12 protein-coding genes are annotated in these 12,794 nt (G+C 67.6%); 5 read left to right on the top strand and 7 right to left on the bottom strand.

Annotation, left to right across the window (positions count from 1 at the left end):
• Window positions 1-7 precede the first annotated feature (7 nt).
• Both ABIC32_RS14200 and ABIC32_RS14195 read left to right on the top strand, forming a co-directional pair.
• Window positions 8-895 carry an ABC transporter ATP-binding protein gene (locus ABIC32_RS14200; RefSeq protein WP_354074615.1) on the top strand — a complete coding sequence of 296 codons (888 nt, stop codon included), beginning with the start codon at window positions 8-10 and terminating at the stop codon, window positions 893-895.
• On the top strand, window positions 892-1,959 hold the full coding sequence (locus ABIC32_RS14195; RefSeq protein ID WP_354074614.1) for an ABC transporter permease: 1,068 nt from the start codon (window positions 892-894) through the stop codon (window positions 1,957-1,959). Before ABIC32_RS14200 ends, ABIC32_RS14195 begins: the two co-directional genes overlap by 4 nt.
• A gap of 3 nt (window positions 1,960-1,962) precedes the next feature.
• Here the strand turns inward: ABIC32_RS14195 and ABIC32_RS14190 are convergent, their stop codons facing one another.
• From ABIC32_RS14190 to crtY, 3 genes are read right to left on the bottom strand one after another with little or no spacing between them, the layout of a single operon-like run.
• Window positions 1,963-2,895 carry a phytoene/squalene synthase family protein gene (locus tag ABIC32_RS14190; protein ID WP_307510496.1) on the bottom strand — a complete coding sequence of 311 codons (933 nt, stop codon included), beginning with the start codon at window positions 2,893-2,895 and terminating at the stop codon, window positions 1,963-1,965.
• Window positions 2,892-4,373: a phytoene desaturase gene (locus ABIC32_RS14185; RefSeq protein ID WP_354074613.1), complete on the bottom strand. Its 1,482-nt coding sequence runs from the start codon at window positions 4,371-4,373 to the stop codon at window positions 2,892-2,894. The genes ABIC32_RS14190 and ABIC32_RS14185 overlap by 4 nt, the downstream gene beginning before the upstream one ends.
• Entirely contained in the window at window positions 4,373-5,539 is a 1,167-nt protein-coding gene (gene crtY / locus ABIC32_RS14180) for a lycopene beta-cyclase CrtY (protein ID WP_354074612.1), read from the bottom strand. Before crtY ends, ABIC32_RS14185 begins: the two co-directional genes overlap by 1 nt.
• Window positions 5,540-5,619: 80 nt before the next feature.
• Between crtY and ABIC32_RS14175 the strand changes: the two genes are divergently transcribed.
• Window positions 5,620-6,381: a fatty acid desaturase gene (locus ABIC32_RS14175; RefSeq protein ID WP_354074610.1), complete on the top strand. Its 762-nt coding sequence runs from the start codon at window positions 5,620-5,622 to the stop codon at window positions 6,379-6,381.
• 57 nt (window positions 6,382-6,438) lie between these two features.
• Here the strand turns inward: ABIC32_RS14175 and ABIC32_RS14170 are convergent, their stop codons facing one another.
• Both ABIC32_RS14170 and ABIC32_RS14165 read right to left on the bottom strand, forming a co-directional pair.
• Entirely contained in the window at window positions 6,439-6,591 is a 153-nt protein-coding gene (locus ABIC32_RS14170; RefSeq protein ID WP_354074609.1) for a hypothetical protein, read from the bottom strand.
• Window positions 6,592-6,752: 161 nt separating this feature from the next.
• Window positions 6,753-7,292 carry an arylesterase gene (locus tag ABIC32_RS14165; RefSeq protein WP_354074608.1) on the bottom strand — a complete coding sequence of 180 codons (540 nt, stop codon included), beginning with the start codon at window positions 7,290-7,292 and terminating at the stop codon, window positions 6,753-6,755.
• 240 nt (window positions 7,293-7,532) lie between these two features.
• On the opposite strand from ABIC32_RS14165, the gene ABIC32_RS14160 reads away from it, so the two are divergent.
• Entirely contained in the window at window positions 7,533-8,225 is a 693-nt protein-coding gene (locus tag ABIC32_RS14160; RefSeq protein WP_354074607.1) for an ABC transporter ATP-binding protein, read from the top strand.
• Window positions 8,222-10,735, top strand: a complete 2,514-nt coding sequence (locus ABIC32_RS14155) for an ABC transporter permease (RefSeq protein WP_354074606.1) — start codon at window positions 8,222-8,224, stop codon at window positions 10,733-10,735. Before ABIC32_RS14160 ends, ABIC32_RS14155 begins: the two co-directional genes overlap by 4 nt.
• A 262-nt stretch (window positions 10,736-10,997) precedes the next feature.
• On the opposite strand, the gene ABIC32_RS14150 is transcribed toward ABIC32_RS14155, so the two are convergent.
• Both ABIC32_RS14150 and ABIC32_RS14145 read right to left on the bottom strand, forming a co-directional pair.
• Window positions 10,998-12,260, bottom strand: coding sequence for a PQQ-dependent sugar dehydrogenase (locus ABIC32_RS14150; RefSeq protein WP_502909353.1), 1,263 nt, complete (start codon window positions 12,258-12,260; stop codon window positions 10,998-11,000).
• A 38-nt stretch (window positions 12,261-12,298) separates the two neighbouring features.
• On the bottom strand, window positions 12,299-12,724 hold the full coding sequence (locus ABIC32_RS14145; protein ID WP_307510481.1) for a DUF2231 domain-containing protein: 426 nt from the start codon (window positions 12,722-12,724) through the stop codon (window positions 12,299-12,301).
• Window positions 12,725-12,794: the final 70 nt, after the last annotated feature.

Raw genomic sequence — 12,794 nt, 5'->3', positions numbered from 1 at the left:
CTTGTCGTTGAGCGGGATCGATGCGGGCTACGACGGCCGACCCGTGCTGCGTGACTTCAGCCTCAGCATCGCTGTGGGCGAGGTCTATGCCCTGCTCGGGGCGAACGGCGCGGGCAAGTCCACGGTGGCGCGCGTCGCCTCGGGTCTGCTGCCCGCTCGTCGCGGGCGTGTCGTCTTGGGCGAAGGCGGCGGACCACGCGGGCGCATCGGGCTGGCGCCGCAGGACAGCGCCCTGTTCCCGGCCCTGTCGCCGCGCGAGAACGTCGATGTGACGGCGCGGCTATGCGGCGTGCCCAAGCGTGATCGCGGCGCGGCGGGGAACCGCGCGCTCGACCTGACCGGCTGCGGCCCGCGCGCGGACCAGCCGGTGCGCACCCTGTCCGGCGGCTGGAAGCGGCGCGCCAACCTCAGCGCCGCCCTGGTCGGACAACCGCGGCTGCTGATCGCCGACGAACCGACGGAAGGCGTGGATGCGTCGACCCGCGGCGTCCTGTCCGTAGCCCTGCGCGAAACCGCAAAGGCGGGCGCCGGCTGTCTGCTGATCAGCCATGACGCCATCTTCGTCGCCGATACGGCCGACCGGATCGGTGTCCTGGCGCAGGGGCGACTTCTGGCCGAGGGCGCGCCGAACGCGCTGCTTCATCGCGCCTTCGGCTCCGCCCGGCTGCTCAACATTCGCCTGACCCGACCCGCGTCGGACCCCGCCGCCCAATGGTTCGCCCAGGCGGGGCTGACCGCGTCCGAGGACCGGCTGGAGTGGCGGCGGCTCTGCGATGACGCGTTGGCCATCGCCCAGATGCTTGCCGCCGTGGTCGATGGCGAGGATGGCGAGGTCGCCGTGCGCCGCCCCGGCCTGGACGATCTGGTCGCACAGCTGTCGCAGACGCCGTCATGATGGCGGTGGCGGGCGCCTGGGCGAAAGGGTTTTGGCGCGACCGCGCCGGCGTGATCCTGACCCTACTGTTGCCACCCCTGGTCTATATGTTGTTCGCGGCGATCTTCGGCGCGGGCGCGCGCGGCGACATCGACACCACCGTCGTGCTGCACGACGCGTCGCGCACGCCCGCGACGGCAGCGATCCGCGAGGCGGTGTCGAAGGACATAGGCGATCGTCTTCGTGTCGTCGACGATCGCGAGGCCTTCGACCGCGCCGTCATCGACGGTCGCGCCGACGCGGGAATACTGATCCGTCCCTCGCCGCGGGGACCACCGAAGGTCGTGATCGTTTCCGCCGCCGGCAGGGATGTGGCGGCGTCGGCGCTTCAGGCGCGGCTGGAGCCGATGGCCGCCGCGCTGTCGGGTCAGGGCGCACGACCCGCACCGCGCGTTCAGACCCTGCAGATCGGGCCTCAGGGTGATGTGCAGGCGACCTATTATGCGGGCGCGGTCAGCGTCATGTTCGTCTTCTTCGCCGCCATGCACGGAGCCATGGGCGGGTTGGACGAGCGGCGGTCCGGTCTTCAGTCACGCCTGGCGCTGGCGCGCGGCGGCCTCGCGCCCATCCTTGGCGGACGGGCTACCTGGCTGACGGCGGTGGGCGTGATGCAGTCGGCGGCGGTCTTCATCGCCGCCTGGGTCAAACTGCCCGCCCTGGAGCCCTGGCAGATGGCGGCGGCGGCGGTCACCGCCTTGGCGGTTGGTTTCTGCGCCGCCTGCGTGGCCCTGGCTCTTACGTCGGCGTGTCGATCGCGCGAACAGGCCCAGCCGCTGACGACCTTCGTCGTGCTGCTTCTGGCCGCTCTGGGCGGATCGATGGCGCCGCGCTTTTTGATGCCCGAAGTCTTCCGCGACCTCGGCTGGATCACGCCCCACGCCTGGGCCATCGAGGCCTATCAGGCCGTGATCTGGCGGGGCGAGTTCACCTCGACCGTCATCGCTGCCTGGGCGGTCATGGCCAGTCTGGGCGCAAGCGGCCTTGCGATCGCCCTGATGTTGGAGCAGCGGCGCGCGGCTCGCTGATCGTCAGACGTGGGTCCACAAGGCCGGGCGCGGCGGCGGCTCGCGCCAGGCGTCCAGCGTCTTGCACCACAGGGCGATCAGACCACCGCGCCCCAGCAGCATCAGTTTGCCCGCCTTGTCGACCGACGTCCGCCCGTCCCAGGCGCTCACGCCGGCGCGCGACACGTGGCGCCCGATCGAACGATAGACGCCGCGCGCCGTGGCGATGGCCCAGGCCGAGCGCGGGTTCAGATCGCGCAACCCCCACCGCGCCGAGGCGTAGAAGGGCTCGGCCGCCGCCACCAGACGCTGCGCCGTCCGGGCAACGGCGGCGCGGTGCTGGAGCTGATCGACCTGATCGCGCGGCACGCCCGCCTCATCCAACCAGGCGCCGGGCAGATAGACCCGCCCACCCTTCGCATCCTCGACCACGTCGCGGGCGATGTTCGTCAGCTGGAACGCCAGCCCCAGGTCCTGGGCGCGTCGCAGGGTCGGCGCATCGTCCACCCCCATGATCCGCGCCATCATCACCCCGACGACGCCGGCGACGTGATAAGCGTAGTCCAGCGTGTCCTCCAGCGTATCGTAACGCCGGCCGACCACGTCCATCTCGAACCCTTGCAACAGGTCCATCGCCTCATCGGCTGGAATGCCATGACGCATGGCCACGCGCTGGAAGGCGGTGAAGACCGGGTCCGTCTGCGGCTCACCGGCCAGGGCGGCGGCAGTCCGCAAACGCAGTTCGTCCAGCTTCTCGCCGGCCAGCACCGGATCGATACCGACCGCGCCGTGGCCCAGCACCTGGCCGTCGATCTCGTCGTCGCAGTGCCGGCACCAGGAATACAGCATCCAGGCGTCGTCCCTGATCGCTGCCGGAAACAGGCGCGCGGCGGCGGCGAAGCTCTTGGACCCCTGCTCCATCGACTGGCGGCTGTGATCCAGGACGGCGTCGGTCATGCCGGCTGCCTCGCGTCCTCGATCATCAGGGCGGCGGTGGCCTTGGCCGATCCGACCACGCCCGGCACGCCCGCGCCGGGGTGGGTGCCGGCGCCCACGAAATACAGATTGGGGATCTGGTCGTCGCGGTTGTGCACCCGGAACCAGGCGCTCTGGGTCAGGATCGGCTCCAGCGAGAAGGCCGACCCCTGGTGGGCGTTTAGCTGGTCGCGGAAATCGACTGGCGTGAAGATGCGGCAGGTGTCCAGATCGGCCGTCAGGCCGGGGATGTAGCGTTCTTCCAGATAGGCCAGGATCCGGTCACGATAGCGCGGCCCCTCGACCTCCCAGTCGATGTCCGCTGAGGCCAGGTGAGGCACGGGCGCCAGCACATAGAAGGCATCGCAGCCTTCCGGGGCCAGTGACGGATCGGTCCGCGTCGGCGCATGCAGATACAGCGAGAAATCGTCGGGCAGATCCGGCCCCTTGAAGATTTCGGCGATCAGCTCGCGATAGCGCGGCCCGAACAGCACCGTGTGGTGGCGCACCTCCGGATGGACGCGCTTCAGGCCGAAATAGATGACGAACAGCGACATGGAGTGACGTCGCGACGCCAGCTTGGCGCCCTCCTTCTGACCGCGCGGTTCCTGACCCAGCAGGCGCTGATAGGTATGAACCACGTCGGCGTTGGAGGCGACCATGTCGAAGGCCAGCGTCTCGCCATTAACCACTACGCCGGTCGCGCGACCGTTCACCATGGTGATGCGCTCGACTGGACTGTTCAGCCGGACTTCCCCGCCCAGATCCTTGAGCAGACGCACCATGGCCTGGATCAGGGCCCCGGTGCCGCCACGCGGGAACCACACGCCCCAGCGCCGCTCAAGCGCATGGATCAGCGCATAGATCGACGAGGTCGCGAACGGATTGCCGCCGACCAGCAGGGAGTGAAAGCTGAATGCCTGACGCAGGTGCTCGTCCTGAATATAGCTGGCGACCTTGTCATAGACCGATCGCCAGGCCTGAAGCCGCATCAGCTCCGGCGCCGCCTTTACCATGCTGGCGAAGTCCAGGAACGGCACGGCCCCCAGCTTCAGATAGCCTTCCTTCAACAGGTCCTGCGAATAGGCCAGGAACTTGCGATAGCCTTCCTTGTCGGCCGGATTGCGCGCCACGATCTGGCGGTCCAGCTCGTCCTGATCGTTGACGTAGTCGAAGACGTCGCCGTCTTCCCAGCACAGCCGATAGAAGGGCGCGACCGGCAGCAGTTCGACATAGTCCGACAGCTTGCGGCCGCTGGCCTCGAACAATTCCTCAAGCGCCGACGGGTCGGTGATGACGGTGGGACCGGCGTCGAAGGTATAGCCCTTGTCTTTGAACACGTAGGCCCGGCCGCCCTCCAGATCGCGGGCCTCGAACACCGTGGTCTGAATGCCCGCCGACTGCAGCCGTATGGCCAGTGACAAGCCTCCGAAGCCCGATCCGATTACTGCAGCCCGCATCACGCACGTCCTTTTTCGACCAGACAGGTCAGTGCGGCGCCGATCGGCACCGGGGGTTTTCCGCTCAGGATCCGCGCCTTGTCGGCAAGGGTGGATCCAGCGGCGTAGAAGCGTTCGACCAATGGCTGGGGCAGACGATAGAACCGCTGCAACACCCTGTATCGCTCATCGGGCCGCGCCGCACGGAATAGCATCCGGTTCAGCAACCGATAAAAGCCTCGTCCGGCCCATACGTCATGCGCATGGCGGCGGATGTCTTCAGCGACGGTCGCGGGCTCGAAATCCCGCGCCAGACGGTCGGCCAGGCGCACGGCGTCCGGCAAGGAATAGCCGGTGGTCGGGTGAAACAGCCCGGCGCGCAGACCGCTGAGCGCCGTCGGCCCCATCCGCGACAAATGCGCGCCGATGTCCCCGTCAAGCGCCACGGGCAGGACGCCGTCCTCCTCGCGCAAGACCGTCTCGATCTCCCAGCCCTGCGCGCGGGCGTAATCCAGCACACCCTGACGGAACGCCTCGCGATCGAGCGCATCCCCGTCGGTGTAGCGCGTATCCTCGATCAGCAGCGTGCGATCATCGAACGGCAGGGTGTAGAGAAATCGGTAGCCCCCGGCCTGATCGACGCAGGCGTCCATGACGATGGGCGTGGTCAGGCCGTGCGGCGCCGCCAGCCGCACCTCCAGCCCGACGAACTTCTGGAAACCCAGCGCCAGATCCGGCGTCGCGGTCGGCCCGCGCCCATCGATCACCGCCTTGGCGCTCAAACGCCGTCCATCAGCCAGCACCGCTTCGGTCGGCGACACCGAGGCGACCGGCGCGCCCAGCATGATCTTTCCGGGCAAGGCCGCCTCGACCACCGCCGCGAACCGTTCGGCCGTGACGCTGCAATAGGGCGTCGACAGCGCGCGTTCGAACTGGGGAAAACGGACGCTGTATCCCGGCCAGCGATGCACCACCAGAGGCGCGATCCAGTCGCGCTGATCCTGCGTCAGGTCGCTGTCGAAGAAGGACCAGGTGTGGACCCCGCCCAGGGTCTGCGCCGCCTCTACGATTCGCACATCCAGATCAGGACGGACCTGTGACAGCCGCAGCGCCAGCAGGCCATTGGCCAGGCCGCCGCCGACCAGCAGAAGGTCCGGCGCGGAAGTGTCAAAGGCGTCGACCTGCATTCCAGACAGGTGGCACGCGCGGACGCATGCGGCAAGCGAACAGGATGCTTACCGGGCCGCGATGCGCTAAGTGTCGCGCCATGTCCGCCGTCACGTCAACGTCAAGGGTCGTCCCGAACCAGGCCCTGATCGGCCTGACGCTGGCTGGCCTGATCGCGGCGGCCTGGCTGAGCCTGCATACCTACGGCGTCTATTTTCATCGCTGGACGATCTGGAGCGTCCTGACCGTTCCGCTGATCGTCGCCGTCCAGACGTGGCTGTCCGTCGGCCTGTTCATCGTCGCCCACGACGCCATGCACGGATCTCTGGCGCCGGGCCGCCCCCGGCTGAACACCGCGATCGGCAGCCTGGCGCTGGCCCTCTACGCCGGTTTTCGGTTCGCGCCCTTGAAGACGGCCCACCACGCCCATCACGCCGCGCCCGGCACGGCGGACGATCCCGATTTTCACGCCGACGCCCCCCGCGCCTTCCTGCCCTGGTTCTACGGCTTCTTCCGCACCTATTTCGGCTGGCGAGAACTGGCCGTTCTGACGGTGCTCGTGGCCGTTGCGGTGCTCATCCTCGGCGCCCGCATGCCCAATCTTCTGGTCTTCTGGGCCGCGCCCGCGCTGCTCTCGGCGCTACAGCTCTTCACCTTCGGCACCTGGCTGCCGCACCGGCATAGCGACGACGCCTTCCCCGACCACCACAACGCCCGCACCAGTCCCTTCGGCCCGGTCCTGTCGTTGCTGACCTGCTTCCATTTCGGCCGTCACCACGAACACCACCTGACCCCCTGGAAGCCTTGGTGGCGCTTGTTTCATCGGTCGGCGACAGACGGCTCGAGTCTGAATCAAAACTAAGGCCGCGCCCGCACCTCGAAGTCGAGCGTTCAGCGCGCATCTCCTGACCGGCGAAGATCAGTCATGCGCGCGGCGATCTGACGATCCAAGGCCGTCGAGCAGAACCGTGCCACCGCCTACTGAGGCGATCGTTGCATTCGTCTGCCAGAATGGGCCGCTTTCACCCGTCAGCGTGAAGCGCAGATGCACGGTGTCGTTGGCTTTGGGCATAAGGCGCTCGGGCGTGAGTCGTTTCGGGCAAAAATAGGCCCCGTCGCACAGGGCGACGGGGCCGAAAGCCTGTTTGGGAGGACACGCCCAAGAAGGACAGACTGGAGGTGGCAATGGGACGCCTAGGCATCAAGAGCGATCCCATGACCTTCGCAGCCTGCCTACCCCCCAGACAGAGCCGACGCCACGACCGGCGCCAAGCCGTCGGCGATGATGCGCACCCCTTGGGCGTTGGGGTGGATGCCGTCGGGCTGGTTGTAACGGCGATCCAGAGCAACCCCTTCCAGCAGGAAGGGATAGGTCGGAACATCTTGCTTGCGCCCCAGGTCCGCGAAGATGCGGTCGAACTCGGCGGCGTAGGCGCCGTACTGAGGCGGGGCCTTCATCCCCGCGAGCAGGACGGCAATATCGCGCGCCTTCAGCGACGTTATGATGGCCTCCAGATTGGACCGGACCGTTTTGGGGTCGACGCCCTGGAGCATGTCATTGCCCCCCAAGGCGACGATGCACAGATCGGTGTCGTCCTGGACGCTGTAGCCGACCCGGGCCAGCCCGCCGCCGGTCGTGTCGCCCGACACGCCGGCGCCGCGAACCCTCACCCGGAGCCCCTTTGCCCTCAACGCCTCTTCCAGGCGCACAGGCAGAGCCTCGGCGGAAAGCAGGCCGAATCCGGCGGTGATGGAATCTCCCAAGAGGGTCACGATCTTTTCCGGCCCATCCGAAGGTACGGCCGTGGGTGAAGGCGAGACCGAAGGCTTAGCCGGCGTCTCTGACGTGTCCTCTTTCGAGGCGCTGCATCCGGCGAGGACGAGCCCCACCCCACCGGTCAGCAGCGTGCGGCGGGGAATAGGCGGCATGGGCGAGGAGGGCTTTGGAGTCATGATCTACACTCCCATATAGGAACCGATTTTCCTCCTCCCAGTGCAGCAGGCGACATATCGATGGCTTCAGCCGCTCCGCTCGTCCTCGACGGTGTCGTCCTCACCCTGCCCTCGGCGGCGGGCCCGGTGGAAATCCTTCGCGGCGTGGACCTGGTCGTAGCGCCGGGCGAGACGGTCGCCATCGTCGGCCCCTCCGGATCGGGCAAGTCGTCGCTGATTTCCATCGCCGCAGGGCTGGAAACCCCAACCCGGGGCCGGGCCATGCTGTTCGGTCAGGATATGGCCGCGCTGGGCGAGGACGGCCGCGCCCGCCTGCGTCGGGGACGCGCCGCTCTGGTTTTTCAAAGCTTCCACCTCTTGCCCAATATGACGGCCGAGGAGAATGTGTCCGCGCCGCTGGAGTTGGCCCACAGGCCGGGGGCTGTGGCCTTGGCGCGCAGCTGGCTGGAGCGGGTCGGCTTGAGCGCCCGGCGGTCGCACTATCCTCACCAGATGTCCGGCGGCGAGCAGCAGCGCGTCGCCCTGGCCCGCGCCCTGGCGGTCGGGCCCGAACTGCTCTTCGCTGACGAACCGACCGGAAATCTGGACGGGACCAACGGCGCCTTGGTCGCCGACTTGCTGTTCGACCTCGTACGCGACAGCGGCGCGGCCCTGGTCATGGTGACCCATGACGACCGTCTCGCCGCGCGCGCGGACCGGATCGTGACGATGCGCGACGGCCAGGTCGTCGCCCAGGCGCAGGCCTCTGCATGAGGCTCGCCTTCCGCTTCGCCCGCCGCGAACTCCGTTCCGGAATTGCGGGATTCCGTATCTTTTTGGCCTGTCTGGCGCTGGGCGTGGCGGCGATCGCCGCCTCGGGATCGACCGCAGAGGCCTTCCGCCAAGGGCTGGCCAGTCAGGCGCGGGAGATTCTCGGCGGTGACGTGGTGTTCAGCCTCGACCAAGGCCGGTTCAGCCCTGACCAACGCGCCGCCTTCGCCGCCCTGGGGCCCGTGGCCTATTCTGTGCGAGCCAACGGCATGGCCGAAACCGGAACCGGCCAGCGTCGTCTGGTCGATATGCGCGGGGTCGACGCCGCCTATCCCTTGGTCGGCGTGGTCAAACTGTCGGGCGCCCCTGATCTGGCCACGGCGTTGCGCGTCGAGAACGGCATAGCGGGGGCCGTCGTCGAACAGGGTCTGCTCGACCGTTTGAATCTCAAGCTCGGCGACACCTTCACCGTCGGCGGCGCGCGGTACGTCGCCCGCGCCGTCCTTCTGGCCGAACCTGACCGACTTGGCCGGGGCTTTGCGCTAGGGCCGCGCGTGGTGACGACGGTTCCCGCCATCGAACAGGCCGGCCTGCTCGCGCCCGGCGGCCTGTTTGGCGAGGCGGTGCGCATCGCCCTTCCCGCTGGCGTCGATCCCAAGGCCGCCATCGCTGGCATCGAAAAGCGGTTTCCGCAAAGTCGGCTCGAAGCCCGGGATCGGTCAGAGGCCGCCGCCGGCGCCGGACGGCTGATCGATCAGTTGGAGTATTTCCTGGGTTTCATCGGTCTGGCGTCCCTGGTGGCTGGAGGACTCGGTGTCGGGGGCGCCGTCTCGGCCTATCTGGAGGGGCGCAAAACGTCGATCGCGACGCTGAAGGCTCTGGGTGCCGAGGGCGGGCTGATCCGCGACATCTATCTGATCCAGATCGGCGTGTTGGCCGCCGTCGGGGTCGCTATCGGGCTGTTGATCGGGGCCGTCGCACCGCTGGTCATCGGCGTGCTGGCGAAGGACAGCCTGCCCATCCCCGCCCTCTTCGCGGTCTATCCGGCGCCTCTGGTCAAGGCCGGAACATTCGGCCTTCTGGCGGCCGCCGCCTTCGCGCTCACGCCCATGGCCCGCGCCCGCGCCACGCCGCCTTCCGCCTTGTTCCGTCGCCAGCTTACCGACCGACCTATTCTCGGCGTCGAACTGGTCTTCGCTGTCCTGGCCGCCATCGGGCTGGCGGGGCTGGCCCTTTGGACCGCGCCGTCCAAACTTGCAGCGGCGGCTTTGATCGGCGGCACGGTCGTCGCCTTCGCCCTTCTGTGGGCGCTCGGCCGTACGGCGGCCTTCCTGGCCGGGCGTTTGAGACGACACGCCGGCGGGGCGGTGCGGCTGGGACTGGCCAACCTCGCCGGGCCGCGCTCGGCGGCGCGCACCGCCTCCCCCGCCATCGGCCTGGGCGTCGCGCTTCTGGCCATGGTCGTCCTGATCCAGTCCAGCCTGCTGGGCCAGATCACTGAGGTCGCACCACGATCGGCCCCATCCGTCGTCTTCACGGAAATCCCCGCTGATCGCGGCGCGGCGTTCGATGCAGCGGTGGCGGAGGTGATGGCGACGCCCGGACCGGATCGCTATCGGCGCCTTCCCCTGCTGACCGGGCGGATCGTGCGGTTGAAGGGTGCGCCGGTCGATGTGGACGCCCTGCCTCAAGGCGAACGCTGGGCCTTCGATCAGGATATTCTCCTGTCCGCTCTGGCCGGCGCGCCGGACGATGCGAATGTCGTGTCCGGCAAATGGTGGGCCGCCGACTATGCCGGTCCGCCTCAAATCGCGCTCTCGCAGGATCTGGCCAAGGCCGCCGATCTCAAGGTGGGCGACAGCCTGACACTGCAACTGCTGGGCCGCGAGACGGACGTGCGTATCGCCGCCCTTCGTCGAACCGAGCCGGGCGGGTTCGGGACCAACTTCCTGCTCGTCCTCAACGCCGCCGCCATCCAAGGCGCCAATCCGCGCAGCGTCGCCATCGCCCGCGCCTCCCCCGCCGAAGAACGTGCCCTCACCCAGGCGCTGGGCGCAGACTTCCGAGAGGTGAACATCATCAGCGTCCGCGAGCAGCTCGAGGCCGCCGCCACCCTGTTCGACCGCCTCGCACTGGCCATTCGCGGGGCTGCGGCCGTCGCCGGTCTCGCGGGCCTGCTCGTTCTGATCGGCGCCATTGCGGCGGGCGTGCGCGAGCGGGCGCGCGAGGCCGCCGTCCTCAAGGTGCTGGGCGGTTCTCACGCCCAGATCCTGACCGCCTACCTCGTTGAATACAGCCTGGTCGGCGCCATCGCCGGTCTCGCCGGCCTTCTTCTCGGCGCCGCCGGCGCCTGGCCGGTCGTGACCCTCGCGTTCAAAGCGACATGGAGTGTGGACTGGACCGGCGTTGTTCTTCTTCTCACCAGCGCCACGGGCGTCGCGGCTCTGGGCGGCGGTGTGGCGGCCCTGCACGCCCTGTCGCGACGCCCGGCGCCGGTTCTTCGATCGGATTGACCGCTGCGCGAAAAAAACATGCCATCTCTATCCATAAGGATGATTAAGGCAGCAGGTGTCTTTGTTGCTTCGCCCGATTGTTGTCATCATGACGTTCGACAGTCTTCGTGATCGATCACGGCAGCGAAAAGCCCCAATTTCGTTACTGTGCGACGCTAGAACCAAAGGTGTAACAAATCATGCGTATATCCGTCCGTCAGCCCTACTGACGCGAATGACCCGCGACCAGATCGTTGGTGAGTGGTAACCAACCCTTCGCTTATTAGGTGGGAGCAATCCGCCAAACTGTATTCGACAGGTCGTCGGCAATGAACAGCACACGTTTGTTCCCATCGAACGCAACGCCGACCGGGCGTCCGCGCGCCTTGCCGTCCTTCAGGAAGCCTGTGGCGAAGTCGATGGGCTGACCCGCCGGACGGCCGGCGTTGAACGGCACCCAGACGACCTTGTAGCCGGACGGATCCTGGCGGTTCCAACTGCCGTGCATGCCGATGAAGGCGCCGTTGGCGAACGGCCCGCCAAAGCCGCCATTCCGGGCGAAGTCCAAGCCCAGGGCGGCGACGTGCGATCCCAGGGCGTAGTCCGGCCGGATGGCCTTGGCGACCATCTCGGGGTTCTGCGGCATCACGCGCGGATCCCGGTTCTGGCCCCAATAGCTGTAGGGCCAGCCGTAGAAGGCCCCGTCCCGCACCTGGGTCAGATAGTCCGGGACCAGTTGCGGCCCCAGTTCGTCCCGCTCATTGACCACAGACCACAACAGATTGGTCGTGGGCTCGATGGCCAGGGCCGTTGGATTGCGAATGCCGGTGGCGATCGTGCGCCGTGCGCCGGTCGCCCGGTCGATCTCCCACACGGTAGCGCGCTCTTCCTCGACCGCCATGCCGCGCTCGCCGATGTTGGAGTTCGAGCCGGTGCCGACATACAGCTTCGACTCGTCCGCGCTGGCGGTCAGGGACTTGGTCCAGTGGTGGTTGATGCGCGACGGCAGCTCGGTCACTCGCTCGGCAGGCGTCGCAATGCCGGTCTGGCCCGGCTGGAAGGCGAAGCGAACCAGCGCTCCCTGTTCGGCGACATAGAGATAGCCGTCGACATAGGCCAGGCCGTAGGGCGCATCGAGGTTGTCCACGAGAACGGTCCGCAGTTCGGGCGTGCCATCGTTGTTCGCGTCGCGCACCAGGGTGATGCGGTTGCCGCCTTTGATCTTGGTGTTGCCCTGCTTCTTGATGACGCCGGCGATCACATCCTTGGGCCGCATGGCGGGCGCATGGCCGCCGCGCCCCTCGGCGATCAGGACGTCGCCGTTGGGCAGGACCAGCATCTGACGCGGAATCTTGAGATCTGTGGCGAAGGCGCTGATCGTAAAGCCCTGCGGCACCGTCGGCGTCTCGCCGTTCCAGCCTGCCGGCGGGCTGATCTTCATCGGCGGCACTAGCGTCTCGTTGACCTTCGGCAGGTCGGGCGTCGCGCCGGTCTGATTCAGTTTCGGATCGCTGGCGTTGCCGCAGGATGCGACCGTCAGGGCCATGGCCAGGGTGGCGGCGCTGGCGGCGAGCAGGTTCTTGTTCATCGGACGCTCTCCCGCGCGGCATAGGCGGTCCAGCCGGCGACCAGGACCAGGATTGTGCAGAGGATCGACAGGATCAGACCGAAGGCTCCGACAGAGCTCCAGGCGTCCTGGCTGTGTTTGAAGGCGTTCACCAGCCCCAGCACCCAGGCCAGCGCGAGCGCGACCAGATGCACCGTCGCCCGCCGTGACCGCCCGTGGCGCAGGCCGACTACGAAATCAAAGATCGAAAACAGGCCTGCGACACCGCCGAACACCAGCGCTCCGGTGATCAGCCAGGCCGAGAAGTTCGTCCACTGGACCTCGGCCGTCTTCAGATAGGCGATGTCGGTGACCAGGGCGAAGGTGAACAGCGCGATCGGGAACGCCAGCAATAGCCAATGCAACGGTCGAACGACCGCATCCTTCAGTCCATGGGTGCTCATGCCAGCCCTCTCCGTAAAGTCTGGCTTGGCTAACCGTCTGAACGGGAAATGGTTCACCTGTTGCGTGTTC

This window comes from Brevundimonas sp. 1080 (assembly GCF_040545985.1).
Lineage (GTDB): Bacteria > Pseudomonadota > Alphaproteobacteria > Caulobacterales > Caulobacteraceae > Brevundimonas.
This window is presented reverse-complemented; position numbering and strand designations above follow the sequence as displayed.

Excerpts from the sequence above, each read along its gene's own strand:
- ABIC32_RS14175 (WP_354074610.1), top strand. The coding sequence starts at position 5,620 with ATGTCCGCCGTCACGTCAACGTCAAGGGTCGTCCCGAACCAGGCCCTG.
- ABIC32_RS14160 (WP_354074607.1), top strand. The coding sequence starts at position 7,533 with ATGGCTTCAGCCGCTCCGCTCGTCCTCGACGGTGTCGTCCTCACCCTG.
- ABIC32_RS14170 (WP_354074609.1), bottom strand. The coding sequence starts at position 6,591 with ATGCCCAAAGCCAACGACACCGTGCATCTGCGCTTCACGCTGACGGGT.
- ABIC32_RS14190 (WP_307510496.1), bottom strand. The coding sequence starts at position 2,895 with ATGACCGACGCCGTCCTGGATCACAGCCGCCAGTCGATGGAGCAGGGG.
- ABIC32_RS14150 (WP_502909353.1), bottom strand. The coding sequence starts at position 12,260 with ATGGCCCTGACGGTCGCATCCTGCGGCAACGCCAGCGATCCGAAACTG.
- ABIC32_RS14155 (WP_354074606.1), top strand. The coding sequence starts at position 8,222 with ATGAGGCTCGCCTTCCGCTTCGCCCGCCGCGAACTCCGTTCCGGAATT.
- ABIC32_RS14195 (WP_354074614.1), top strand. The coding sequence starts at position 892 with ATGATGGCGGTGGCGGGCGCCTGGGCGAAAGGGTTTTGGCGCGACCGC.
- ABIC32_RS14185 (WP_354074613.1), bottom strand. The coding sequence starts at position 4,373 with ATGCGGGCTGCAGTAATCGGATCGGGCTTCGGAGGCTTGTCACTGGCC.
- ABIC32_RS14145 (WP_307510481.1), bottom strand. The coding sequence starts at position 12,724 with ATGAGCACCCATGGACTGAAGGATGCGGTCGTTCGACCGTTGCATTGG.
- crtY (WP_354074612.1), bottom strand. The coding sequence starts at position 5,539 with ATGCAGGTCGACGCCTTTGACACTTCCGCGCCGGACCTTCTGCTGGTC.